Source organism: Anabaena sp. PCC 7938 (genome assembly GCF_049315035.1).
GTDB lineage: Bacteria > Cyanobacteriota > Cyanobacteriia > Cyanobacteriales > Nostocaceae > Anabaena > Anabaena cylindrica.
In genome coordinates, this window is the sequence record NZ_CP186034.1 from 5,583,087 (window position 1) to 5,608,284 (window position 25,198).

Here is a 25,198-nt window from a genome sequence, read left to right on the forward strand (position 1 = left end):
CCGCCCTTAGCAGTACGATACACGTATGGCAACAATAGAAATCTTAGGCGTTCCACACGCATATGAGCTAACGGCTCCTACGTCTTGCCCTCATGCTTTAGTATTTATCCACGGTTGGCTTAATAGTCGTGGATACTGGCAACCTGTGATTTCTCGCCTATCAGTTGATTTCCAGTGTTTGTCTTATGATTTGCGAGGTTTTGGTGAATCCCAGTCTCAGTCCAAATTTGATTTGGAGCCAGCGGAAACTGTTTTGCAGATCAATGCTCAAGATGCTGCTGATTCTCTATATTCTCCTTCTGCCTATGCTCAGGATTTAGTCATACTTTTGGAACACTTAAATATTTCTAGTGTTTGGCTAATTGGTCATTCGTTGGGAGGCACTATTGCCTTGTGGGCAGCTGCTCAATTACCTGATTGTGTTAAAGGAGTTATTTGTATTAATGCAGGTGGTGGTATTTATCTTAAAGAAGCATTTGAGCAGTTTCGCTTGGCAGGTCAGAAGTTTTTACAAGTTCGCCCACGTTGGCTTTTCCAATTACCTTTGATTGATTTGTTGTTTAGTAGAGCAAGTGTAGCACGCCCTTTAGATCGCTATTGGGCGCGTCAAAGAGTGATTGATTTCATTGTTGCTGATCCAGAAGCTGCACTAGGAACGCTTTTAGATTCTACTACGGAGGAGGAAGTTAACCGCTTACCTCAGTTAGTATCACAACTAAAGCAGCCAGTTTATTTTTTAGCTGGTGCTGACGATAAAGTGATGGAATCTAAGTATGTACGTCACTTAGCCAGTTTTCATCGGCTGTTCCAATATGTTGGCGATAATTTTATGGAAATTCCCGATTGTGGACATCTGGGGATGTTAGAGCAACCGGAGGCAGTTGCTGATCATATCCGGTCATTGGTTATTGGGGAGTTTAAAAGAGAATAGGGAAATAACGGACTTTAATCACCAATTACCAGCTTAAACTAGATGATTAGCTACTTGGGTGAATATAATTGCATGACCTGTGTTAGGGGTAGCCGAGAATGAACGCCTAATGTGAGGGGGGATGTGTGTCCACGAGAGAGATGATCCGATGCAGCACAGCCAATCATGGCGGCGTTATCAGTACAAAATTTGAATGGTGGGAAAAGGACTCTTTTTAGATTATGCTGGGCAGCAGCAGCTTGTAAGTTCTTTCTCAGTCCACTATTAGCTGCTACGCCACCACCGACGGCAATTGTATCTAAACCATAATCACGGGCGCAAGCGATCGCTCTTTTGGTCAGCGATCGCGCTATAGTTTCCTGAAAGCTGGCCGCTACATCTGCTAAAGGCACTTGCCCACCGTCTTTTTCTAACTGCTGTACTACACGCAATACCGCTGTTTTTAGTCCGCTAAAACTACTATCGTAGGGATGAAAACCCCCACCCGGTAGAGAAATTTTTCCTTCTGGTAGTGCAAAGGCTTGGGGGTTCCCCTCTTGTGCCAGCTTGTCAATAATTGGCCCACCGGGATAACCCAGCTTTAACAACCTCGCCACCTTATCAAAAGCTTCACCCGCCGCATCATCACGGGTTTCTCCTAAGGTTTCGTACATACCACAATCTTTCACATAAATCAAGCTTGTATGTCCGCCTGAAACAAGTAAGCTAAGAAATGGGGGGTTTAAAGTTGACTCGCTCAAGTAAGTCGCATAGATATGACCTTCGAGGTGATGAACACCCAAAAACGGTTTTTGATGTACCATCGCTAAGGTCTTGGCTGCTGTTAACCCCACTAACAGCGCTCCTACGAGTCCTGGCGCACAGGTAGCCGCAATTCCATCAATTTGTCCCCACTCCAAATGACTTTCATCCATAGCCTGCGCTATAGCTTGATTAACAATTTCTAAGTGCTGACGCGATGCGACCTCTGGCACTACTCCACCATACTGTTGATGAATGGGAATTTGAGAGGCTATGACACTGCTGTAAACATGACGATTGTTAACAATTGCGACGGCAGTCTCATCACAACTGGTTTCGATTGCTAAAACGGTTGACATAGGGATTAGTGATTGGTAATTGGTAAGTGGTGATTGTGATGAATTTTTCCCAGCCCCCAATTCTTACTTTTGGTTGAGAAGCTTTAACTTTTATTTACTTAAACTTTACTCGGTTCCCGCCCAAGAGTATGATGACTTGCTAGTTATGCAAATTAAAACACTGTACAAGCCGCTTCGTTTTGTACAAAGAACTTCTTGTTTTGTAATAAAAGGAAACAACTCCATGCGACGATTGTTTGCTTTGATTTTAGCGATTGGTCTTTGGTTCAATTTTGCTCCTCAAGCTCAAGCTTTGGGCGCTAACCTTGTACCCTGTAAAGACTCTCCCGCATTTCAAGCACTAGCACAAAATGCCCGTAACACCACCGCTGACCCCGAATCAGGCAAAAAGCGGTTTGAGCGTTATTCTCAAGCGCTATGTGGCCCAGAAGGTTATCCTCACCTGATTGTAGATGGTCGCCTAGACCGCGCTGGTGACTTTTTAATCCCCAGCATCCTTTTCCTCTATATTGCTGGTTGGATTGGTTGGGTTGGTCGCGCTTATCTACAAGCGATCAAAAAGGGTTCGGATGCTGAACAAAAAGAAATCCAAATCGATTTGGGTTTAGCACTACCCATTATTACCACTGGGTTTGCTTGGCCAGCAGCAGCAATTAAAGAACTTCTCTCAGGCGAATTAACAGCGAAGGATTCAGAAATTACTGTTTCTCCACGCTAATTCATCTGAACTCATTCACTTGTTTTTGGAGACTAAATTCATGGCTGATAAAAGCGACCAATCATCCTATTTGATTAAGTTCATTTCCACAGCACCTGTGGCAGCTACCATCTGGCTGACAATCACAGCAGGTATTTTGATCGAATTTAACCGTTTTTTCCCGGACTTACTTTTCCATCCTCTACCATAGGGTGAAAAACTGAGATTTATATCGGTTAACAGACTGATGACTGATAAGTAAGGGCGAATGCAATTCGCCCCTACAAATGAAAATAAATGCCACCATTCTGAATTTAGAGGCAACATAAAAATATGGCGCAAGCAGTAGATAGATCCAAGAATCTCCCCAGTGACCCCAGAAATCGGGAGACAGTTAGACCCGCTGGACGTGATCCACAAGATGGCAATCTAGAAACCCCAATTAATTCTTCTCCGTTGGTCAAGTGGTTTATTAATAACTTGCCTGCCTATCGCCCTGGTCTAAATCCTTCTAGAAGGGGTCTAGAAGTCGGTATGGCACATGGTTATTTGTTATTTGGACCATTTGCTAAATTGGGCCCACTGCGGGACGCACCTAATGCTAATTTAGCTGGGTTGCTGGCTAGTATTGGTTTGGTTGTAATTCTCACAGCCTGCCTATCTCTATATTCCAATAGCAATCCTGACAAAGCACTCGCTAGTGTTACTGTCCCCAACCCTCCAGTAGATGCTTTTAACTCTAAGGAAAGTTGGAATAACTTTGCCAGTGCTTTCTTAATTGGTGGTATTGGTGGTGCAGTAGTTGCTTACTTTTTGACTGGTAATTTGGGACTTATCCAAGGTCTAGTGGGTTAATTTGATTTCCGGTAATGGGTAATGGGTAGTTGTAATTGATTTGTTGCTATTACCTATTACCTATTACCAAAATAGATGTGTTCTTAAACCGTTGTTTCTTTAAATAGAAACGTTTCTATTTGATTGACAGCGGTGTCAAAATCGTCATTTATAATTTGAGTATCAAATTCATTTGCGGCGTTGATTTCTTCTTCGGCACGGCGCAGACGACGAGCGATCGCTTCTTGAGAATCTTGTCCTCGTCCGCGTATCCGTTTTTCTAATTCGGAAAATGACGGCGGCAGAATAAAAATGCTGAGGGCGCTAGGAAAGGAGTTTCTAATTTGCCTTGCTCCTTCTAGTTCTATTTCTAGTACCACCAACTTACCAGACTGAATATGGTTAAGTACAGCTTCACGAGGTGTACCGTAATAGTTACCAGCAAATTCTGCCCATTCCAAGAATTCCCCTTGAGCAACTAGTTGTTCAAACTCTTTACGGCTAATAAAGTAATAGTTTTTGCCGTTGGTTTCTCCGGGACGGGGGGAACGAGTAGTTGCAGATACTGAATAATAGAATTCTGGATGACGCTGGAGAAGCGATCGCATTAAAGTACCTTTGCCGACTCCGCTGGGACCAGTCAAAACAATCAGCTTACCCAGAGATGGGGATTCTTTCGTAGTAGCACCACTAGGGATGGGTAAAACTTGCATTATCCGTTCAACTTGTGAATTAATTCATCAATAGATATTATTCATTAGTCTTGTATTAGTTGCCAGAGAAAGCTGGGACTAAAGAATTTGTAGCAATAGTGACAGAACACCTATCTAATTCATATCCTCATGCCGAGATGATGCAAATAGGGGGGGTTGACAGCCCCACCTCTAACTAATTATCTACAGTCTGATGATCACGGGAAATGACAAAGCGATTTGCTACTGTCTCCGGCTGAATCGCTGATAAAATGACGTGGCTGGAATCAGTGATAATTACAGCCCTAGTCCGACGACCGTAGGTGGCATCAATCAGTTGGCCTCTGTCCCTAGCATCGGTAATGATGCGCTTAATGGGAGCAGATTCTGGACTGACAATGGCAACTACTCGATTGGCGGATACGATGTTGCCAAAACCGATGTTGATTAACTGAATTTCCATAAAAAACTGACGCTAAAGGCGCTAGAAAAAGCTTGTGATAAACTTATTCCCATGTTATATCTAAAGAATCGTAGTTACAACGCCTAAAGTCTAGCTAAATTGAGTTTTTTAATAACAACTGCTTTTTTTTAGCTATTTATCAACTAAATATCCTAAAAATCTCTCTAAAGACATATTGGCAATTATACTCATCAGAGATAAGAGAAAGCCCCTTTGACACTCGCCCCACCTCAATAACTATCGCTACGCTTATCTACTTCTAAGAACGAGTCATTATACTATATAGTGCGATACCTTAAGTGGACGTAGCGAACTGACAAGAAGGAAAAGTTTTAAGAACAAAAGCTAATAAGCGCGTTAGTTGAAAAAGCCTATTTTACGCTGATTGGTAATTCATGGCAACGGTGTACTTACGTAGAATACAAGTGCTAATGTCTTTGTTCTCAACAATGCAAATCAAGGTGTTGATATAGTTAATAATATGGAGATGACATGAACAAAATACAATAGTGAAATTTTAAGTAATTGTCAACTTTAAGAGTAATTAAGGGGGATTCAATAGTAAGACTAATTCTATCAACAGTAACAATTGCAGCATTCATAGGAGTGATATTTGTCGCGCTCGCTACAGTGCGTTTGAGGTCTTTTAAGTACGGATTATCAACATTTTTGTGGTCATTTATTGTTGGTTTACTTGGTTCTAGTGCTGGTTTTTTTATCGGATGGTTGTGGTATAAATGGACGATACGAACAGATCCAAGTTTCTCAAATCCGAACTTGAGTGGTCTCAGTCACGGAATGATGGCAGGATATTTAATTTTTGTTTGGCTCTTTTGTGTTCAAACTGGAACGATTCTAGGTGCAATTTGGGGTGGAGTCTGTGGGTTAAGGTATTATCGTTCAAGTGGTAGCCGTACCTGAATCTTAAAACATTTTGTGGCTTTGTTGCATGAAGGAAAAAAATCTACGCCTTTCCGCTCATACCCTTGGACGCAAGCAGTACCGCTCAACAATCTCTACATCAAGTTCACAGAAGTATCACTCAGTCCTGATGCGGTAGAGTTTGATTTATCGCAGGATGCGATGCCAGAATTTGCTCAACTCGCGCTTGTTAGGACACGCTCAGAGAGTGTTGGCAATGGTGTTTGTGGCAGGTGATAAATTCCCCTTACCGGGGCATTGAAGCGGTGCTAATTGTTTATCTTGCCTTTACTTTAACTTGGTTTGAGTGCGCCCAATTTACCCATTTGGCTTGGTGGGCGCTTAGTTGTAGTGGAAATGTGGCTGAAAACTAAATCACTTAGCGCTCTTTGTCTTGTTCAAATCTTGCCAGCGTTGCTGTAATTGCTTCCAATTAGGAATATGACCACCATAACGCCAACTAACATACGCTTGACAAATTTCATCTATCACTTGAGCAGTTTCTCTGGGATGTTGTTGGTATGACACTTGGGCATATTCCAAGGGTGTCTGCGCTGGATGTTTACCCAAACCTTTTTCGGCTGTCCATTGCAGCATTTGTTGATACAGGCTTTCCATTGGTGGCAATTTTTTTAACCAACGACGGTTGAGCCATTTTCGCCATTGTACCCAACCCAACCAACCAAAGAAGGCTGTAGTTGTCCCGACAATTAAGCCAGTTAATACTCCTAGCCAACCTTGAGAAAATAAAGCTAAAAACCAAGCGATCGCTCTAAATAACCAGCTAAACACTGTCCCAAATACATTATTTAGTAAACCTGTCACAGGAGTTGGTAGCCAACCAGCTACCCAACTCCAAAACTGACGCAACACGCTAAAAGTCTGATCTTCTTCAATGGAAGGAGGAATTAAAGGATGATTGGGAATTGGATCAAAAGCAAACCACCCATATTTAGGAAAATACACTTCCGTCATGGCGTAAGCATCGGTGTTACGGACAATATACATCCCCGTAAATGGATTAAATTCTCCTGGTGCAAACCCCGCTACTAACCTTGCTGGAATACCAATCGAACGCAGCATCATAGTTAGCACAGTAGCAAATTGGTCTGGATAGCCTCCTTGATTTTTAAACAAAAAGGACTCTACCAAATCATCTTTTTCATCTAGATAAGGTAATCCTAAAGGGTTTTCAGGAATAGAATAATTTTGTTTGAGATACTGCGCTAGGTAAAGAGTCTTTTCATAAGCTGAATTGAGGGTTCTAGTATCTTCTGTTCGAGAAACCCGTTCATGATTATAGTTAGCTAGAATTTCTTCGGTTTTGTTGCGGACTTTTTCAGAAATTTCTGGGGGGATTTGCAGATAATGATTTTTAATGTCTGTTGAGTATTTATTTGTAGCTTTACCTAACAAAGTGCGATCGCGGTAGGGAACTTCCGAAACTACTGTATAAGTCATCCCTTCTGATAATTGTACAGGCGATCGCAAACCCCCTTCTGGATCAACCGCGATCACAGGCCCAGGAAAGTAGATTTCTTTGGGATAAGACAAAGAAGGTATCAGATTAGGCAAATCTGATACCACATTATAAGTTTGTACTACCTCTTTTGTTAGAGTTCTCATCAGGGGGAGATCAACAAAAATTCTGTAATTCCAAGATGATCTCCTCAAGGTAGTAACTTGATCATTACGAGAAATTTTCCACCCCTTTCCTGTATAACGGTCAAAAGCTAGAACTCGCCAAAAACCTTCTGCTTGAGATCTTACCCGCATCACCACCTTGGGTTTCATTTCCCCCCGCAGGTTTTGGTTCATCTCGCTATTAAAACCGTAATAAAAATTATTATCTACTTTACCTGCTTGACCACTGCTTCCCTGTCCCGTACCATTCCCATTACCACTTCCATTACCTTCACGGACATAACCAGGGTTATTAATATTGCGACCTGTAAAATTGCCCTTTAATTCAATCGGCGCACTGACAGGAAAAGACTTAAGTTGATAACCGGGAAATCGGGGCAAAATAGCGAAAATGCCTAGTCCTATCCCCAAAATTACTAAAAAATTGACAATTAAAACTTTGAAATTGGAACTAGCAGTATTCTTTTTGGCAAACTTCTCTTTTTTTGTTGGTTTTAAACCCAAGCGCGATCGATAGTCTAGAACTAAAGTCGGTAGAGCCAATCCTAAAAATAACAGCAACACAGGTGCAAACCCCATAGTTTGACTTAATGTTGCAGCTACACCTAAGAGTATTAAACCGATCACAATTGAATACCCCAAATCCTTGCGTCGGGGAGTATCATAACTGTGCAGCACCTGAAGCTCAATTAGTAACTGTGCCAAACTCAGTCGTGTATCATTCCAATCACCCAGGAATCGGCCAAAAAAAGCACCAAGAGCGACTAACATTCCTATGGCGATACAAAACTTGACGGGAATATTAGCATTGCGACGACGGTAGTAACTCCAAATTGCTCCCACTATACTTAGAGGCACTGCCCAAAGACTAAAGGTAGTCTCAGATGCAATATCCGTCGCCACAGTTCCTAAAATTACCAACCCTAACACTAGAAACCGTAAAAGGATTGAATCTTCCACTTCTGTTAAAGACGACCGCTGTCTAGTTGGCAGCCAGTCATTACCTACAGGTACGCGCAAAAATCGATTCATCCTGGAGAAATTTAACATTATTTAGGTAAGTATAACTATGATGTAGACGCTACGGACACAATACTAGGGCAAAAAACTGATTACCTTGTCTTCTATCTTAGCCCATACATATCCTAGCCTTAGACTCCCTTGAACTTTCTAAGGGAATCTACGCATTTTTTGTACGTGTCCAGCTCATAGTTACTTCCTAATAAATGCCTTAATTAGTGTTTTTGCAAAGAGGAGTAAATTTGAAACCCAGGATAATCATCTTTTTTTATCAGCGTTAATCAACAGAGAACTCTAGCATCAGTAATATTGGATTACACGGTGAGATTAATTGCCAACAACAATGGCTCTTGTTCTAGTTCTGGGCATTTAACTTCCAGAGTATAATTCTGGTTAGTACGTTCACAGTATAATTCAACACTCGGTTTAGCCAAAACCGAAGATTGTGCAACTATCTCTGGTGTGCTAGAAGCATAACCTTGAATACCATTCATTCGTAGCTTCAAAACTCCTTGAGTAGGTAACTCACTGTGAATACGTAATTTAGTTAGCTTACCCAAAAACTGTAATTCTACTCTGATACTTAGAGTCCCAGCCGTAGTTTGCCATTGTTTTTCTATCACCGGATTGGTGATAGAAATTGGCAGAGTCAGATTTTCTAGCAGTTGTTTAGCTGCCATTAACGACAACGCCATTTGCTGACGTGGTTGTAAATCTGAGTAATCTCTCTGAATATTGGGTATTGTTTCCAGAGCATCTACGGAACGATAGGCGCTTCTGAGTACCAACCCAGCTAAATCATTTATTAACTGGTAATCTTCGGGAAAAAAGCTCTCTACCGCCTGAACCAATTTAGGGCCTAAGGGCAGAGAAGATGTCAGTAATAACTGACATTTTTCCATCAATTGTTGGAAAATTTTGTCTGGTAAAGTAACTGGCAAATTGAGTTTCGATTGCTGTGCCAACCACCCCCAGGCAGGAACTAAGGCAATCGACGGCTCTTCGACAAATTCTGGATAATCTATTAATTGGCTTTCCCAAGGGAACAAAGGTGGGTGGTCTTGGATTTCGATTTGTAACCGACGCTTAAGGACGGCTTGGAAACGTTCTTGCACAGTAGGAATTTCTCCTAGTTGAAAGGTTTGGGGTTTTCCTCCCAACTCTGGCTCACCACTTTATAATGTAGTGGCTTCCTTGAGAGGGTCTTCTAACCCATCAATTTTCTCACAATCTACCGAGGGATGCTCGCCGGTTTGACATTATCTGCCAAAAACCAATTGAGTCACTCGGATCGTAAGGTTGTGAGTCACTATTCATGGGTAGATGCACTAGATCCGGACACTAATGAGTTACGAATTTCCCAAGCTTGTTCCAAAATTTTAAACCACCGTTTTTGTAGTTGTGCTATTGACAATCCTAAAGTTTTGGCAATTGTTTCGTCAGATTGACTTTGTTGCTTCAACTCTAGTAATGACATTTCTAGATCATCCAACTGCGCTGTGTAGACTTGCCATTGGTGGGGGGTTAAACCTAAATTAGTAGGTAAAGAAGCTTCCAACCATTCATGAACTAATTCCCAACGATGCAAGAGTGCAAACCGAATTAAATGATACTTGAAACGCTGCTGCAAGTAGTCTCGCTGACGTGAGGTTAAACCCAAAATCGACTCAATTTCCGGCGCGGATAAATCCTGAAGTCGGAGAGAGAAGTAATCAGCACAGTCTGATTGTTGCCTTTGTTCGAGATAATTCATTAATTCGGTAATCACAACAGAGCGCAGGGTGTCTTCTTCAGGTTCAGGTTCAGATTGCATCGCCATTGCTGATCTTAACTGCTGTATGGCTGGATCTTCCCAAAATCCATCCGATTCACCACTACCACCTTCAGCAGCTTTTTCTATGTCTATACTAGTTTCTGGCGGTTGCTGTTGTGAGAAAGTTTGCGCTCGCAGGATAATTAGCTGTTGTTGTCTTCCTGGTAAAGGAATCCGGCGTTTACCATAGCGCTCGGTAAATGCCATATATTCGGACAATTCTAGTAAGGTTTGGGGGCGGTAGGTCGGTTCTTGTTGATTCTCCCTACGGAAAGCATTCAATGCCTCCAGATAAAAACTCTGGAGAAAATCTTCTATGATAGTCAGCCGCCCTTGATAGCTTAATTGCTTTTGAGGAGGATTAATATAGCGATAGATGATTGCACTTAGAGTACTGTGTAGTTCTATCCTGCCCCGATTGGAACCGAATTGATAGTACCTGAGACACTGTTGCAGCCGATGTCGGGCTAAGGTCATGGCGGCACTTTCTATTTCACCGGAAGCTTGGATGCGTTTACTTTCATTACAAATTCGCAGGACTTCACCAGCAATTCGCAATGCCACATTGTGGCAATTCTTTTCAGAAGCCTTGGTTGACTGCTGTAGCTCCTTCAATAGGAATTGAAATATAACCTCCACGCCGATAGAATTCTCTCCCTGAGTAGTTGCAGTTGCGGCTGAATTCATAGTCTGAATTTTAAAAAGACCCTAACATACTTAAACACAACCTGTAGGGCTGTGGGTGTTAGCTTGATAGATTTCGTGTATAAGCTACCAGTTATCAGTGGTCAGTTGTAACTGTTCCCTGTTTCCTGTTACCTGCTTTAATATTTTGGACATTACTCAAGAGCTATTTACAAGTCATGACGGATCTAGAAGTACAAATTCAATTATTGATTGATAATGCACCCCAGGATGGTGTGACACCAAAACTCGTAACTACAGTTGCCACCTGTGCTGAGAGCGATCGCCCAAAAGTTACGCTACCCCCAGTACTATATTCTCCAAAATTCGCAGTCAAGCTGGATTTTAACTACATTAAGCAACAAGGCAAATCCAGAATTAGAAAAGCACGTGGTTTACGCCTTTCCTAGATTACAGGATGTTTCTCTGTTCTCATCTGCTGGGCTTAACCCTCAAGTAGTAGCTCCATCCATTCCAGTAATTCATATTTTGTTTCAACTGATGGCATTAGCACCAGTAGATAGTATAGTTTTTTTTGAGACTCCTGGAACAACCAGCGACGCTATTGAAGTGCAGCGAGCTGAACTGCAAAACCTGATTCAGCAAAACCTGCAACAACACAGACCCAATCAACAAGTGCCTCCAGATATTGCTTGAATCAATTTTAGATTTTAGATTTTGGATTTGCGATCGAACCTAAAATCTAAAATCCAAAATTCTCTAACAAGTCCGACTCAGTACATAATCAGTCATATTAATTAATGCTTGCAGTGAATCTGAGGGTTCTAGAGTAGCAATATGTTCAGCTGCTACCTTAGCATGGTGAGCAGCTAATTCTCTAGCCCGTTGTATGCCTTGGCTATCTGAAATCAGCCCTAGTGCCTGTTCTAAATCTCCTTCTTGGGCAAACTCTCTTTCAATCAGCGCTTCTAAGTAAGGTTGTTCCTCCAAGGCAAATAATACTGGTGCAGTCAGATTACCGCTTTTGAGATCAGATCCGGCTGGTTTACCTAAAGTATCTGTAGAACTAGTGAAATCTAGAATATCATCTACTATCTGGAATGCCAGACCAATATGCTTACCGTAGTTATACAAATTTTCGGCTCTCTCTGGGGAAACTTCGCTAAGTAATCCAGCTGCTTTAGAACTGTTGGCAATTAATGAAGCTGTTTTGTAGTAACTCTTTTTCAGGTAAGTTTCTGTAGCAAGATTAGTGTCAAAATGATTTAACCCTTGTTGGATCTCCCCAGAGGCAAAATCCATGATCACTTCTGAAAGCAGTTTTACTACATCCAAGTTATCTAGATTTGCTAAATACCAGGAGGACTGAGCAAAGAGAAAATCTCCTGCTAGTATAGCAATGCGATTACCAAACAAACTATGAACCGTAGGTACACCACGGCGCATATTGGATTCATCCACTACATCATCATGTACCAGGCTGGCTGTGTGGATCATTTCCGTAATCTCTGCTAGGCGACGATGACGGGGCGTAATATCTTGTTTTAGCATGGTTGCCCGTGATATTAGCAGCACAATAGCTGGTCTGATACGTTTTCCCCCAGCTCCAAACAAATGTTCGGCTGCTGCATAGAGGATGGGGTGGCGATTTCCAACTAGCTGTGTGAGGTTATCTGCTAGTATTCGCAGGTCTGCTTCCACAGGGGTGAACAGGGAGGTGGCTGGGGTCATGGATGGGTGGACTCTGACTTAGGTTACGAAAGTTTACATATCCTTTACTCATTTTAAGATAACCCAGTGCCAGCGCAAAGTTTTCCTCAGGAATCCCATCTTCAATAAATGGTAAAAACCCTAAAAAAGCTGAAAGTATCTTGGATTACTTGTATTACAGGAATTTCTATCGGCACGAAAAAATTTATTATTGACAGTCATTGAGAATCCTGTACATGATCTGAACATCAATACAATTGGTTTTTCCTTTACTGATTAACTAATTACACATTACTTATTTCCGGGTGAGACTGGGCAATCTCAAAATTGTGTGTCAACTTGGAGAAAATTTAAAATTTAGTCTGGAAGTTGGCTGAAAATGCAGGTCTGTTGTGTTACGCTAATGTATAGGAATTTTAAATCTTTGAGATATTCACTCCCAAAAAAAGTAAATCATCACTAGGTGGTTTTACTCATTTGAGCCGTGAATCTAAAATAATATGTCGCCGACAGAATGAAGGGAATAATTCCTAATTGTTTGCTGTGCGATCAGCAGACCTTTTGGGTTAGATTATGTGCTTCCTGTTAGGGAAGCCACTACACACTTTTTCAGCTAAGGTTGAGCATAAGTGTAGCTCTTACTCAATTGGTGTGAGGGTAAATAACGCAGACTGGGTAGACTGCTGAGGAGCGCAGTTTTAAATTGCCATCGAGTAATTTAACTGCTGTCGGATGTGTGGTCTGCGAAAAAATAAATTAAATAATAAACAGGTTGAACCAGGGGTTTTTTAGACTCTACTGGGTGGCTTTGCATAGCCAGCTACAGCAATTAAGTACATTCTTAATTAGCTTGAGTTCTACTATTTTTGTATGCAATTTTAATCTTCCTTTGAAAGCAGGGCTGGTAGAACAATGATTTATGGAAATATGCCTATGATGGTATTTATTTTAGCTGCTGGATATTTATTCACCGTCTACTTATTATTAGCACTGGCAAAACGAACAAGTGGAAATAGTGTGATTAAAGGTGGCTCTAAGACTATGCAGAAGCAGGATAGAGGATTAATAACAAAGGTAACTGAGGTAGTTAATAGCCAATAAAAAAGGTCATTGGTCAAAATATTTAACCAATGACTAATGATTAATGGCTTAGAAAACTGTGGCATCAGTAAGGTATACCTGTTCTACCAGAGGGGTATAGCCTAACCAGTGCAATCCAGACTGGGCAAATTGTTGTGGACAACCGCTAACCGCAAAACGAGTTGGCATGGGGAGATAATTATTTTTGATGCTTAATAAATCTAACTCTTGAGCGCAAGCTGCCACAACATGAACAGCTGGGTCAACCAGTTTAACGTGTGAGGGGAGGAGCGATCGCAATATTGGTGCTAAATGGGGATAATGGGTACAACCATAGACTAAAGTGTCAATCTCTTGTTTGATTAACGGTTCCAAATAGGATCTTGCCACTTCCATTGTGTAAGGGTCGTGAATACGATTTTGCTCAATTAGTGGCACAAATTCTGGACAACTAACTTGCCAGACTTGGACATCGGGCTGTATTTCCATAATAGCTTGACGATAGGCATTGCTTTTGGCAGTAGCTGGGGTAGCAATGACACCTATTCGCTTACCTTGCTGTACTGCGGCTTTTGCTCCTGGTAGAACTACTCCTAAAATAGGGAAATTAAATTCTTGACGGACATTTTCTAGAGCGAGAGCAGAACTGGTGTTACAAGCCATAATCACCATTTTCACCCGTTGCTGTTGCATCCAGTCCAGAATTTCTCTGACATATTGTAATATTTCTGCTTGTGAACGAATTCCATAAGGAAGGTGAGCTGTATCCCCAAAGTAAATAATTGATTCATTGGGAAGTTGCTTATAAATTTGTTGCAATACCGTTAGTCCACCTACACCACTGTCAAACACCCCAATAGGAGAGCGTTGAGGTTCTTTAACAGAGAAATCGTCAAGATTACCTTCAAAAATAGAGGATGAATACACAGGCAAATATTGATTTAGATTTTGCTATTTAAAATACAGAATTTAGCAGACAATCTGCTGGTTGACCACTAAATTCAGTTTTTTGTATTAGTAATTTGGACTACATTTTTAACGTGATGTATTCTTATCTTTGCTGTAAGTATTTGAGAATACCACGAGCGATCGCATCAGCCATCCGATTTTGGTATTCTGATGATGCCAACCGAAGATTATCTTCCCTACCAGTTATATAGCCTGTTTCCACTAAAATCGAGGGCATAGAACTTTTTCTGAGGACATAGAATCTAGCTTTACGAGTTCCTCTATCTTTGATAGTACCAATATCCTGAAGAATCGCCTTGCGAACAGATTCGGCTAGACCATAACCACTGTCGTAATAATATACTTCTAAACCATTAACATCGGGACGATTATCTACTGCATTAGCGTGAATGCTAACAAACAAAGTTGCATTGACTCGTTTTGCTATATCTACCCGTCCTTGTAGTTCCACGAAAAAGTCAGCATCTCGCGTCATCACAGCTTGAACGCCATTTTGCTCCAAAATAGCAGCTACTCTTTTGCCGATGGGGAGGATAACATCTTTTTCTGACAAACCGCCTAAACCAATAGCACCTGGATCTTTACCACCATGTCCGGGGTCAATTACTACTAATAGTTTTCCTCTAGGAACTGATAAACGTGGTTGAGGCTGTGAACGGATTTGGGAATTTGTTATGTCTGGATCTGGCAGTTGTCTATTATTCGTTGATGATAAGGGAGGTAAGCTAATTGGAGGCGTTAACTGACGAGAGCGTTGTAACTGTAGAGCTAAAAGCTTCTCTCCAAACTGATTGAGTTCTCCAATTTGCACACCTGATGCCGGTTGAACAAAGACCAATACAGTATTATTTGCTTGGGGTTGTAGACGTACCCTGAGGACGGGACTATTAGCATTAAAAGCAGGCCCTGTTACCCGATTAGCTAACTTAGCATTAGGAATAGTGATGCGAAATAGACCAGTGCTTCTGTCCCAATTTCCAGTAGCGGATACGGCTTGGTCGGCTCTAATCACTAGTTGTGTCCCATTACCAGCCAGTTCTACAGACTGAATTGTAGCTGGGGAGTCGCTAATATTTGCACCAGCATTTGAAATAGAAGGTTGATTTTCTTTAACTCTACTCAGACGATTAGGCAATAAAACAAAACCCCTATTACCGCCAGATGTTGCCCGCCAATCGGGGCTGTTGCTATCCACCCGCAAAGTCATGCGAACAGTAGGGGTTTTACTAGAAAGTTGAGTAAATTCGATCCGGTTGACACCATAGCGATTAATCAACTGATCTCGTTGTTTCAGATTTGATGATAAGGCTGCGCCAGTAATGTCAAGATTGATAATGCGGTTATCTTCGCTGCGATTAACTTGAATTTGGGGATTACCACCACTAGTCTGAATGAAAAAACCATCGCCTGTTACCCGCAAGTTTTCAATTTGAACTACTTCCCTTGTGGTGTTAGCTGCTATCTCTTGGTTAGGTAAGGTGACAGGAGTAGTTGTCACCATGTTGTAAATATTTCTAGGGGAGGCTGCTGGGGTAAACGGTGATGAGTGGAGGTATGAGTGCGGGGGTTTCTGCTGCTTGCTGACCTATATAACCAGAGGCAGGTGCTGCTTCAGCTTCTATATTTGGTAGTTGTACTATCCAGCGACTGCTACTAGCCCCGGTAAATTTGACCAGATTGGGGTCTAGGGTATAACCAGGAGTCAATTCTATAACTAGGCGCGTTGTTTGTTTGTCAAACTGCCCGATGCGGATAGCACGAATTGCCCCCCCTACTGGTTGAGTTAATTGCGATCGCCCAAATTCGGTGTTTGGTAAATCAATTACCAACCGTGTGGGGTTAAATATGAGTTGCGCTTGGGGTTGAACAGCGCCCGAAGTATTAATTTCTAGTCGGTTTTGATTGCTATCAAACCGCCAAGATTCCAACTTCGCAGCCATAGCAGGCGACGATAGCATGAAGATGGTTCCAAAAGTGCTGGGTATTAACCAGTGTAGTTTCACAGTCCTTTCTCCTGATTCGCATTCATGGGAGCCGTCAATATCTCAACATCTTGGTAAATCCTCACACCTACCTTTACCGCCCAAATTTTGGCTTGGCGCTGGTATCGAGACACAGCTAATGGCGTAACACTATAGCATAGGCTGTAAATTTTGCCATCCTATAAGAGTAAATTAATTTAACCTGCAAAGCATCAGATTACACCAAAAAGAGCTATTAAAATTAACCGGAATCAGAAAATTCCATTTCTCCCAGCAGAATGACTAGTCAGGTAACATTGCTAATAAATACAATTTAATATTCAATAAATCATTAAGTTTATTTACTGAATACTGGAAATTAAATTACTTACCTTTGCTTTAGGTACTGGAGAATTCCTTGAGCGATCGCTTCGGCCATTTGATTCTGATAAGCTGAGGTTTTGAGTTTGGCAACATCTTCTCTACCAGTCACATAACCTACTTCCACTAAAATTGAGGGCATAGAACTTTTTCTGAGGACGAAAAATCTAGCTTTCCGTACTTTCCGATCTCTAACATTGACACTTTGAAGAATTCTATTGTGGACAGTTCGAGCTAAACTCAGACCATTTTCATAATAATAAGTTTCTAAACCACTAACATCAGGACGACTTAGACCCACTGAATTAGCATGAATGCTGACAAAAACATCAGCATTAGCTCTTTCTGCCATTGCTACTCGTCCGGGGAGAGTCACAAAATAGTCAGAATCCCTAGTCAGAACTGCTTGTACGCCGTTTTGCTGCAAAATCGCGGCTACCCTTTTGCTAATAGGTAAGATAAGATTTTTTTCCTGTATGCCGCCAATACCAACCGCTCCAGGGTCTTTACCTCCGTGTCCAGGGTCAATCATAACTAATAATTTACCTTTAGGAACTGAGCGGCGGGGTCTGGGCTGAGGAGTCTTTATATTTGGGTCTGGTAATTGTCCGCTATTTGGTGATGGTAAGGGAGGTAAACTAATTGGGGGTCTGACTTGAGCATATCGTTGTAATTGTAAAGCCAGAAGCTGGTTGCCGACCTGATTGAGTTCCCCAATTCTCACTCCCGATGCTGGTTGGACAAAAATGACTACGGTGTTTGGTACTTGTGGTTGCAGACGTACCCGGAGAACAGGACTATTGGCATCAAAAATAGGACCTTTGACGCTGGGAGCTAATTTAGCATTGGGAATAGTGATGCGAAATAGTCCAGTAGTTCTATCCCAACTACCCTGAGCAGATAAAGTTTGATCAGCTCTAATCAGTAGTTGGGTGTTATTACCAGCTAATTCCACAGACTGAATTGTAGCTGGGGTGTTGGTAACATCTGGGTTGCTAGGGTTGGCAGGAATGGTTGTTGATTGATTACTGTTTTGAGGTAAGCGGACAACACCTTTGGTTGGCAGTAGAATCAAGCCGCCCACACTACTGTTACTTACTCGCCAGTCGGGGCTATCTTTGTTTACCCGTAATGTCATGCGGATAGATGCTGGTTTAGTTCGCAGTTGGGTGAATTCTATGCGGCTGACACCATGCTTATTTACTGATAAATTTCTTGGGGATAGATTAGGTGATAAAGTTGCACCACCAATATCCATAAATATGGTAGTGCGATCGCGGCTACGGGACACCTTAACTTGAGGATTACCACCATTAGTACGAATAAAAAAACCATCTCCTGTGGTTTGTAATCTTTGAATTTGAGTAATCCCAGCTATAGTGTTGGCCGCTGTGGAAAACTCAGGTTGAGTTTGGGAATCTTGGGAGTCTATGGTGACTAAATTATAAGTATTATTATTGTTGTCGGAGGGTGCGACTGCTTGCTCAAATTCTAGTTTTGGCAATTGTACTGTCCATCGGTTAGCCGATATTCCTACAAATTTAACCAGATTGGGGTCGAGAGTATAACCAGGTGCTAGTTCTACAACTAGGCGAGCGGTTGTGGGGTTAAACTGTCCAACACGAATGGAACGAATTGCACCACCTACTGGTTGAGTTAATTGCGACCGACCAAATTCGGTGTTGGGTAAATCAATTACCAACCTTGTGGGATTAAATATGAGTTGCGCTTGGGGTTGAACAGCACCCGAAGTATTGATTTCTAGTCGGTTTTGATTGCTATCAAACCGCCAAGATTCCAATTTCGCAGCTAAAGTCGGGGAAGATAGTAAAAGAATAGTTCCAACTGTACTGGGTAGTAAGTAGTGTAGCTTCAAAGTTATTTCTCCTGATTTACATTTATGTAAGTCATTAATATCTCAAAATTTTGGCAAATCTGCACACAATCACCACGTATATAGCCTTTCCCACTCTAGTTAGATACAAAATTACCCCTCCCCAACCCTCCCCTTGGTAAGGGGAGGGGGTGTATTTCATGAGATTGGGAATTGCTATAATAATTTTGAATTGTCAAATTAGAATCTCTCACCACAAGGCTATTATCGAAATTTCAAATTTAATATTAAACTTTGACACTGCTACTGAAATCAAAATACATAATAAATGACTTTTAGATGATAACCACAAAAAGGTAATTCAGAATTAATGACGTTTGGACAGCTATAATTTTGTGACACCTGACAGCAGAAAAAATTAATTTTTAGGTGCGTCATTGAATCTAAATTTACAATAAAGCCCACCGCTGTCAACTGTACAAGTGAAGTTGGCGGGTGCTACTTCTTCATGACTAGACAACGTTCACACCATCACAAATAACTAGATATGGGATAGAACCCAAGGTCATTCCGAATCCTAACCAGAATGATAAACCAATGAAAATTAACTATCACAGGAGACGGCGATTGAGAAATTTAAGTTTCCGTTAAGTAGTAATTGGTCGAGGTAACTGCTTTAAGGCACGTCTATCCTGAACTGGAGATAGGGAAATAGTAATTAGCGGGACTGAATATTATTGAGATACAGTAGTTTGCGTAGTTGGGAGGTACAAAATCTAAATTGAAACCTATACATGAAGCCAGTTTTACTCCTGACTCCTGACTCCTGACTTCTGCTGTATAAGGTACTGGAAAAAGTAGCCACAATATACTTGTCCACAGTTGATTATGGACAAGTACAAACTACACAAAGACTACTTCTACTTATTCAAGCTCTCCTGAGAATCTGAAGTGACTTCCAAATGCTTACCGTCATTTGCTGTTGCAATTGCTAACAATGTATCAGAGGAACCTTCATCTAAAGTAGTTGCGGTTTTTGATTCGGGAAAGACGAATCTTAGCAGAGGGGGGGCTAAAAAGGTAGTGAGAATTACCATCATAATAATTGCTGCTCCTAGGGGTTTTGAGAGAGCGCCACTAGCTGCACCAACACCGGCAAATACCAAGCCTACCTCACCTCTGGGAATCATCCCTACACCAATTGCCAACCGGTTAATGTTGGGTTGACCAAACACGGCTAAACCTGTGATCACTTTACCGAGAATGGCAACTGTAATCAGGAAAATTGCCATAATTAGGCCTTCGCGATTACTGGGAATTGCTGGGTTTAGAACTCCCAAATCGGTTTTTGCCCCAACGGCGACGAAGAACACAGGTACTAGCATATCGGCAATGGGAATAACTTGCTTTTGCAGTTCCTTGCGTTTATCAGTTTCTTCTAGGACTAACCCTGCTGCAAAAGCTCCGAGAATTGCTTCTAAGTGGATAATAGCGGCAAGATAGGCCATGACAAAAGCGAAGATAAATGCCGGTATGACCAATCCGCCACGTGTTTTGAGTTTATTTGCGATCGCAACGAAGGATTTATTGAAAACATTCCCCAACACAATCGCACCAACGAGAAAAGCAGTGGCGCTAATAATCAAATAAATGACATTACCTACATCTACTGCGCCATCTTTAGCTAAACTGGCTACTACAGCTAAGACGATAATTCCCAAGATATCATCTATTACCGCCGCACCGAGAATAATCTGCCCTTCTTTTGAATTTAATCGGCCTAGTTCTGAGAGGACTTTGGAGGTAATACCGATACTAGTAGCAGTCAACGCAGCCCCAGCAAAAATTGCCGGTACAGCACTGATACCAAACAAAGTCATTAAGCCAAATGTACCTGCGGCAAAGGGTACTGCTACCCCTACAATTGCCACAACTACGGCTTGGATACCGACTGCCATTAAGTCTTTTAAATTGGACTCTAAGCCAATTTCAAAGAGCAGGATAATCACGCCCAGTTCTGCTAAAACAGATACTACCTCTGACTGTGCAGCAAATACCTGTGGAGTGGCTTCTGGAGTTAAACCAGCAGTGATTTGCAGGAAAGTCATGATTAATGAACTAGAACTGTCTGTACCACCTTCTGGGAATACCAACAGATGTAATACAGATGTGCCGACTATGACACCACCCACAAGTTCACCTAAAACAGGTGGCAAACCTATTTTATTTGATAATTCCCCACCTACTTTGCTGGCGAGGTAAATTACTACTAAGCTCAGTAGCACCGATGCTACCACCATTGAACTATCTGCTGATTCCGTGGCACTTGCCAACAGAGGAACAGTAAAATTGATTGCACTGAAAAACTGCATTGGTTCTGTGAATATCCTTCTCTTTATTTTTACTCTTTTATCGAAACCATTTCATAGACTAGATATATACCTACTGCTAACAGCAATCATAAGATATTAGATATATAGCCTTTCCCACTCTAGTTAGATACAAAATTACCCCTCCCCAACCCTCCCCTTGGTAAGGGGATGGTGCGCGACAGCGCGGGTGGGGTGTATTTCATGAGCTTGGAAATTGCTATATATACACTACTGATAAGAGGTATAAAGTAATTGATGCCTCCTGCAAAATTGATTCAGATGCTGCCAATGCAACTTTGATATTGGGACAAATGAACACCCAGTCTTTAGTACAAAACGACGACAACCAGATGATCATTAGAAAACTCTAAAACCCTTACTGAGTAGTCATTACGAACTTGTTCTAAATCAAACTGATAATAAACCTATGGTTATGTTTTCAGCAGCTAATCAGCCCTGATCAATTTAGAGCCACTTTTTTAGTTGCCAAAAATGTAACCAAGAAACTTTTTGATTGAGGGAGTGCCAAAGTATAAATATACAAATTGAATTGGGTTGTAATTGTGAAAAGTTCCGGGTAAAAGTTAACTAAAACTTGGAAACTTGGTATAAATTTTTTGAGGAGTGTAGATCTAAATGCATCGAAATACTTTATCTAGTTCTCGTGTTCAGACCAGGAACTTTGGGAAAGCACTATCTTTGACTTTAATATTATTTATGATTTTTACTTTACCTGCATCAGCGCAGGAAAAAGAAAAACTATGGCGGACTTTAACGGTGAGTGGTCGTGGTATGGAAGCAATTCCTACAACCTTGTCCCAAGTGAGTTTGGGTGTAGAAATTCAAGGAAAAACGGCTGAGGAAGTCCAAAAAGAGGCAGCCCGCAGGTCATCAGCAGTGGTTGCTTTACTCAAAAGCCGGAATGTAGACAAATTAACTACGACAGGTGTTCGCTTGAACCCAGTTTATAGCTACACCAATAATATACAGAGAATTACTGGTTATGCTGCTAGTAACACGGTGAGCTTTCGTGTTCCTACTGATAAAGTAGGCACATTATTGGATGAAGCTGTAAAAACGGGAGCGACACAAATTAGCGGTGTGAGTTTTATCGCTAGTGACGATGCGATCGCCAATGCCCAAAAACAAGCCCTCAAAAAAGCTACCCAGGATGCCCAACAACAGGCTGATGCTGTTTTAAACACTTTAGGATTGCAAGCTAAAGAAATAGTCAGTATTCAAGTTAATGGTGCAAGTGCGCCCCCACCACCTATGCTTTATCGTAGTGAGGCTAAATTAACTAATGCAGATGCTTCTACCCCTGTAATTGGTGGTGAACAAGAAGTACAAGCATCTGTGACATTGCAAATTAGTTATTAGTCATTAGTCATTAGTCATTAGTCATTTGGAAGGTTATAGATGATTCTGATGTTCTTCTATTCTTCCTCCTGACTCCTGACTCCTGACTCCTGACTCCTGACTCCTGACTCCTGACTAAAATTAGAAATTTTCTGGAGACATATCAGCCATACCACCGTCTCCGTCGCGCTTAGAACCTAGCAACTCTAGTTGCTCTACATGGATAACTGGACTAGAACGATTGACTCCGGTTTGGCGATCGCTCCAAGAATCAAATTTCAAAGAACCTTTAACCCCGATTAGGCTGCCTTTACGTACATAGTTGCCAGCAACTTCAGCCGTTTTACCCCACAGTTCTAGATTAAACCAGTCTGGTTTATCATTGTTACGCGATCGACGATTCACTGCTAGAGTCAACCGGCATTTAACTGTACCAGACTCAAAATACTTCATATCTGGGTCGCCGCCTACACGTCCGACCAGGGTGACAACATTAATGCTCATGGGTGTTACCTTTAAGTACAAGTGTACTCATTTATTGTGAATAATATAATAGCTAATTGTAAAATTATTTAAAATATGTTAAGTGTTTAGCAATATGATTAATATCAAACAATGATTCAAAAAATACTTGGCATCGTTGCCAAAATTATACGGTTATACTGAGTGACTTTGGAATAGAGAAACTAAGATGCCTGAAACATCCATCAAGATTAACAAAAATTATAGATAAAAATAGTTTAGTGTACTGGAGTCAGGCGGAAAAATATCATCGAATCTAGCACAATTAACTCTCACTGTTATCATTACAAATTAGCGCAAATAGGGGGCAAAGACACGCGTGGGTCTTTTTAAGAACTTTCGCTCATCATGGGATATGGGTATCGACCTCGGTACAGCCAACACCCTAGTTTATGTATCTGGCAAAGGAATTGTACTTCAAGAGCCTTCAGTGGTTGCCATTGATAAAAATGAAAAAATAGCGCTGGCAGTTGGAGAAGATGCCAAAAAAATGCTCGGTCGGACACCAGGTAACGTAATAGCTGTCCGTCCTTTGCGTGATGGTGTTATTGCTGATTTTGATACTGCCGAACTGATGCTAAAAAGTTTTATCCAGCGAGTAAATGAGGGCAGATCCCTGATTTTACCCCGGATTGTCATTGGTATTCCCAGCGGTGTAACTGGGGTAGAAAGACGAGCCGTAATGGATGCAGCTACTCAAGCCGGAGCTAGAGAAGTATATTTAATTGATGAGCCTGTAGCAGCAGCAATTGGTGCAGGCTTACCAGTAGCCGAACCCACAGGTAATATGATCATTGATATTGGTGGTGGGACAACAGAAGTAGCTGTACTCAGTCTTCAGGGTACAGTAATTAGCGAATCTGTACGTATCGCGGGAGATGAACTGACGGAAGCAATTATCCAGTATATGAAGAAAGTTAATAACCTGGTCATTGGAGAACGTACCGCTGAAGATATCAAAATTCGCATTGGTTCTGCCTATCCAACCAACGATGATGCTGATATTATGGAAGTCCGGGGATTACACTTGCTTTCTGGTTTACCTAGAACTGTGACTGTCAAGGGTGGAGAAATTCGTGAAAGTATGTTAGAGCCGCTATCAGTAATTATAGAAGCAGTAAAGCGGACACTAGAACGCACGCCTCCAGAACTAGCCGCAGACATTATTGATAGAGGAATTATGTTAGCGGGAGGTGGCGCATTACTAAAAGGACTAGACACGCTAATTAGTCATGAGACGGGTATTGTCACACACATTGCCGCCGATCCTCTCAGTTGTGTGGTCTTGGGGACAGGTCGTGTGCTAGAAAACTTCAAGCAGCTAGAACGAGTCTTTAGTGGTCGTTCTCGCAATATGTAGATAACCAAAAGCGTAAACAAGATGATGGATTCTGTATCTACTAAATATGGCATCCATTATCCCAACAATTTAAAGAATATATACAGGTATCAATGTTTACTCTACGCCGTTGGTGGGAACATAAGGGGTTACAAATAGGTTTGTTAGCTCTAGTTGTTGGTAGTGCTTGGACACTGCGACAGACACAAGGGACGCTGGTGATGGAGATATATCAAGGGATTACCCGTCCGTTGCAAACGTTGCAGCCAGGTATAAGCCCCGAAGAACGTATCCGTGATGCTCGACTATTAGAGTTACAAACGCGCATAGTCGATCTAGAAAGTCAAAATCAAAAACTACAAGGTTTAGTGGGTTACATAGGAAAAGAACCACTTTCGGCACGCCCAATTGTAGCAAGAGTAGTGGGACGTAGTGCAGACCACTGGTGGCAACAAGTAACTTTAAATAGTGGCACAAATGCTGGTATTGAGGAAGGTTCTATTGTCAAAGCAGATGGTGGCTTAGTGGGTTTGGTAGAAAGTGTTACTCCTAACACTAGTCGCGTATTGTTAGTTAGCGATTTGAAAAGTCAAGTGGGTGTCACTATTAGCCGGACAGCTGCCAAGGGGATTGTGCGGGGTGATTCTTCAGTTGAAGGAGTGCTAGAGTTTTATGAAAAAGTTCCTAATGTTAAAGTAGGTGACTTAGTTTCAACTTCTACTTATAGTCAGAAATTTCCGGCTGGTTTACCAGTAGGAAGAATAAAGTCTCTAGATTTAAAGAAACTCCCCGCATCAGTGGCTAAAGTTGAGCTATTCCCACCAATTCGTTATTTGGATTGGGTAACTGTATATCCTAAGCCAGAAAACCTAGATCCGGAAAAACAAAAATCTGATTAGACTCCTGAAAAT

General features: G+C 41.6%; 19 protein-coding genes and 2 pseudogenes. 9 read left to right on the forward strand and 12 right to left on the reverse strand.

Annotated features, from left to right (window positions below):
• The first annotated feature begins 25 nt into the window (after nt 1–25).
• Nucleotides 26–931, forward strand: a complete 906-nt coding sequence (locus tag ACOWPH_RS24925; protein ID WP_015212804.1) for an alpha/beta fold hydrolase — start codon at nt 26–28, stop codon at nt 929–931.
• A 50-nt stretch (nt 932–981) separates the two neighbouring features.
• Here the strand turns inward: ACOWPH_RS24925 and tsaD are convergent, their stop codons facing one another.
• A complete protein-coding gene (gene tsaD, locus ACOWPH_RS24930) occupies nt 982–2,031 on the reverse strand; it encodes a tRNA (adenosine(37)-N6)-threonylcarbamoyltransferase complex transferase subunit TsaD (RefSeq protein WP_015212805.1) in 1,050 nt (349 codons plus the stop codon).
• Between the two features lie 223 nt (nt 2,032–2,254).
• Here tsaD and ACOWPH_RS24935 point away from each other — a divergent pair, with 223 nt between their 5' ends.
• The 3 genes from ACOWPH_RS24935 (at nt 2,255) to ACOWPH_RS24945 (ending at nt 3,583) form a co-directional block, all read left to right on the forward strand.
• Entirely contained in the window at nt 2,255–2,749 is a 495-nt protein-coding gene (locus tag ACOWPH_RS24935) for a photosystem I reaction center protein PsaF subunit III (RefSeq protein ID WP_015212806.1), read from the forward strand.
• Nucleotides 2,750–2,789: 40 nt separating this feature from the next.
• A complete protein-coding gene (gene psaJ / locus ACOWPH_RS24940; protein ID WP_006276004.1) occupies nt 2,790–2,939 on the forward strand; it encodes a photosystem I reaction center subunit IX in 150 nt (49 codons plus the stop codon).
• 122 nt (nt 2,940–3,061) lie between these two features.
• Complete coding sequence (locus ACOWPH_RS24945; protein ID WP_015212807.1) at nt 3,062–3,583, forward strand: photosystem I reaction center protein subunit XI; 522 nt, start codon at nt 3,062–3,064, stop codon at nt 3,581–3,583.
• A gap of 83 nt (nt 3,584–3,666) precedes the next feature.
• On the opposite strand, the gene gmk is transcribed toward ACOWPH_RS24945, so the two are convergent.
• The 5 genes from gmk to hetZ form a co-directional block, all read right to left on the reverse strand.
• A complete protein-coding gene (gmk, locus tag ACOWPH_RS24950; protein ID WP_015212808.1) occupies nt 3,667–4,275 on the reverse strand; it encodes a guanylate kinase in 609 nt (202 codons plus the stop codon).
• A gap of 175 nt (nt 4,276–4,450) precedes the next feature.
• Nucleotides 4,451–4,717, reverse strand: coding sequence for an extracellular matrix/biofilm regulator RemA (remA, locus tag ACOWPH_RS24955; RefSeq protein WP_012410221.1), 267 nt, complete (start codon nt 4,715–4,717; stop codon nt 4,451–4,453).
• A gap of 1,296 nt (nt 4,718–6,013) precedes the next feature.
• Complete coding sequence (locus tag ACOWPH_RS24960; RefSeq protein WP_015212809.1) at nt 6,014–8,314, reverse strand: transglutaminase TgpA family protein; 2,301 nt, start codon at nt 8,312–8,314, stop codon at nt 6,014–6,016.
• 302 nt (nt 8,315–8,616) lie between these two features.
• Nucleotides 8,617–9,462 carry a hypothetical protein gene (locus ACOWPH_RS24965; RefSeq protein ID WP_015212810.1) on the reverse strand — a complete coding sequence of 282 codons (846 nt, stop codon included), beginning with the start codon at nt 9,460–9,462 and terminating at the stop codon, nt 8,617–8,619.
• Between the two features lie 149 nt (nt 9,463–9,611).
• Nucleotides 9,612–10,802 (reverse strand): heterocyst differentiation protein HetZ, encoded by a 1,191-nt coding sequence (hetZ, locus tag ACOWPH_RS24970; protein ID WP_015212811.1) that lies wholly within the window; start codon nt 10,800–10,802, stop codon nt 9,612–9,614.
• A gap of 176 nt (nt 10,803–10,978) precedes the next feature.
• Here hetZ and ACOWPH_RS24975 point away from each other — a divergent pair.
• A pseudogene (locus ACOWPH_RS24975) lies at nt 10,979–11,456 on the forward strand (hypothetical protein).
• A 63-nt stretch (nt 11,457–11,519) separates the two neighbouring features.
• Here ACOWPH_RS24975 and sds read toward each other — a convergent pair.
• Entirely contained in the window at nt 11,520–12,491 is a 972-nt protein-coding gene (sds, locus tag ACOWPH_RS24980; RefSeq protein WP_015212813.1) for a solanesyl diphosphate synthase, read from the reverse strand.
• 891 nt (nt 12,492–13,382) lie between these two features.
• Here sds and ACOWPH_RS24985 point away from each other — a divergent pair.
• Nucleotides 13,383–13,571, forward strand: a complete 189-nt coding sequence (locus tag ACOWPH_RS24985) for a hypothetical protein (RefSeq protein ID WP_015212814.1) — start codon at nt 13,383–13,385, stop codon at nt 13,569–13,571.
• 48 nt (nt 13,572–13,619) lie between these two features.
• Here ACOWPH_RS24985 and murI read toward each other — a convergent pair whose 3' ends face one another.
• The 4 genes and pseudogenes from murI to ACOWPH_RS25005 form a co-directional block, all read right to left on the reverse strand.
• A complete protein-coding gene (murI, locus tag ACOWPH_RS24990; protein ID WP_015212815.1) occupies nt 13,620–14,477 on the reverse strand; it encodes a glutamate racemase in 858 nt (285 codons plus the stop codon).
• Between the two features lie 124 nt (nt 14,478–14,601).
• Nucleotides 14,602–16,522 (reverse strand): annotated as a pseudogene (locus ACOWPH_RS24995) (N-acetylmuramoyl-L-alanine amidase).
• 346 nt (nt 16,523–16,868) lie between these two features.
• Nucleotides 16,869–18,737 carry an N-acetylmuramoyl-L-alanine amidase gene (locus ACOWPH_RS25000; protein WP_015212817.1) on the reverse strand — a complete coding sequence of 623 codons (1,869 nt, stop codon included), beginning with the start codon at nt 18,735–18,737 and terminating at the stop codon, nt 16,869–16,871.
• A gap of 878 nt (nt 18,738–19,615) precedes the next feature.
• Entirely contained in the window at nt 19,616–21,067 is a 1,452-nt protein-coding gene (locus ACOWPH_RS25005; RefSeq protein WP_015212818.1) for a cation:proton antiporter, read from the reverse strand.
• Nucleotides 21,068–21,703: 636 nt separating this feature from the next.
• Between ACOWPH_RS25005 and ACOWPH_RS25010 the strand changes: the two genes are divergently transcribed.
• Nucleotides 21,704–22,447, forward strand: a complete 744-nt coding sequence (locus ACOWPH_RS25010) for an SIMPL domain-containing protein (RefSeq protein ID WP_015212819.1) — start codon at nt 21,704–21,706, stop codon at nt 22,445–22,447.
• 120 nt (nt 22,448–22,567) lie between these two features.
• On the opposite strand, the gene ACOWPH_RS25015 is transcribed toward ACOWPH_RS25010, so the two are convergent.
• Entirely contained in the window at nt 22,568–22,930 is a 363-nt protein-coding gene (locus tag ACOWPH_RS25015) for a single-stranded DNA-binding protein (protein WP_015212820.1), read from the reverse strand.
• 373 nt (nt 22,931–23,303) lie between these two features.
• Between ACOWPH_RS25015 and ACOWPH_RS25020 the strand changes: the two genes are divergently transcribed.
• Together ACOWPH_RS25020 and mreC are read left to right on the forward strand one after the other, a co-directional pair.
• Nucleotides 23,304–24,308, forward strand: coding sequence for a rod shape-determining protein (locus ACOWPH_RS25020; protein WP_015212821.1), 1,005 nt, complete (start codon nt 23,304–23,306; stop codon nt 24,306–24,308).
• 92 nt (nt 24,309–24,400) lie between these two features.
• On the forward strand, nt 24,401–25,186 hold the full coding sequence (gene mreC / locus ACOWPH_RS25025) for a rod shape-determining protein MreC (RefSeq protein WP_015212822.1): 786 nt from the start codon (nt 24,401–24,403) through the stop codon (nt 25,184–25,186).
• The last annotated feature ends 12 nt before the right edge of the window (nt 25,187–25,198 follow it).

What these genes read in the sequence shown, in the direction of transcription:
- ACOWPH_RS24925 (WP_015212804.1), top strand. Translation starts at nt 26, where the DNA reads ATGGCAACAATAGAAATCTTAGGCGTTCCACACGCATATGAGCTAACG.
- tsaD (WP_015212805.1), bottom strand. Translation starts at nt 2,031, where the DNA reads ATGTCAACCGTTTTAGCAATCGAAACCAGTTGTGATGAGACTGCCGTC.
- ACOWPH_RS24935 (WP_015212806.1), top strand. Translation starts at nt 2,255, where the DNA reads ATGCGACGATTGTTTGCTTTGATTTTAGCGATTGGTCTTTGGTTCAAT.
- psaJ (WP_006276004.1), top strand. Translation starts at nt 2,790, where the DNA reads ATGGCTGATAAAAGCGACCAATCATCCTATTTGATTAAGTTCATTTCC.
- ACOWPH_RS24945 (WP_015212807.1), top strand. Translation starts at nt 3,062, where the DNA reads ATGGCGCAAGCAGTAGATAGATCCAAGAATCTCCCCAGTGACCCCAGA.
- gmk (WP_015212808.1), bottom strand. Translation starts at nt 4,275, where the DNA reads ATGCAAGTTTTACCCATCCCTAGTGGTGCTACTACGAAAGAATCCCCA.
- remA (WP_012410221.1), bottom strand. Translation starts at nt 4,717, where the DNA reads ATGGAAATTCAGTTAATCAACATCGGTTTTGGCAACATCGTATCCGCC.
- ACOWPH_RS24960 (WP_015212809.1), bottom strand. Translation starts at nt 8,314, where the DNA reads ATGAATCGATTTTTGCGCGTACCTGTAGGTAATGACTGGCTGCCAACT.
- hetZ (WP_015212811.1), bottom strand. Translation starts at nt 10,802, where the DNA reads ATGAATTCAGCCGCAACTGCAACTACTCAGGGAGAGAATTCTATCGGC.
- sds (WP_015212813.1), bottom strand. Translation starts at nt 12,491, where the DNA reads ATGACCCCAGCCACCTCCCTGTTCACCCCTGTGGAAGCAGACCTGCGA.
- ACOWPH_RS24985 (WP_015212814.1), top strand. Translation starts at nt 13,383, where the DNA reads ATGATTTATGGAAATATGCCTATGATGGTATTTATTTTAGCTGCTGGA.
- ACOWPH_RS25005 (WP_015212818.1), bottom strand. Translation starts at nt 21,067, where the DNA reads ATGCAGTTTTTCAGTGCAATCAATTTTACTGTTCCTCTGTTGGCAAGT.
- ACOWPH_RS25010 (WP_015212819.1), top strand. Translation starts at nt 21,704, where the DNA reads ATGCATCGAAATACTTTATCTAGTTCTCGTGTTCAGACCAGGAACTTT.
- ACOWPH_RS25015 (WP_015212820.1), bottom strand. Translation starts at nt 22,930, where the DNA reads ATGAGCATTAATGTTGTCACCCTGGTCGGACGTGTAGGCGGCGACCCA.
- ACOWPH_RS25020 (WP_015212821.1), top strand. Translation starts at nt 23,304, where the DNA reads ATGGGTATCGACCTCGGTACAGCCAACACCCTAGTTTATGTATCTGGC.
- mreC (WP_015212822.1), top strand. Translation starts at nt 24,401, where the DNA reads ATGTTTACTCTACGCCGTTGGTGGGAACATAAGGGGTTACAAATAGGT.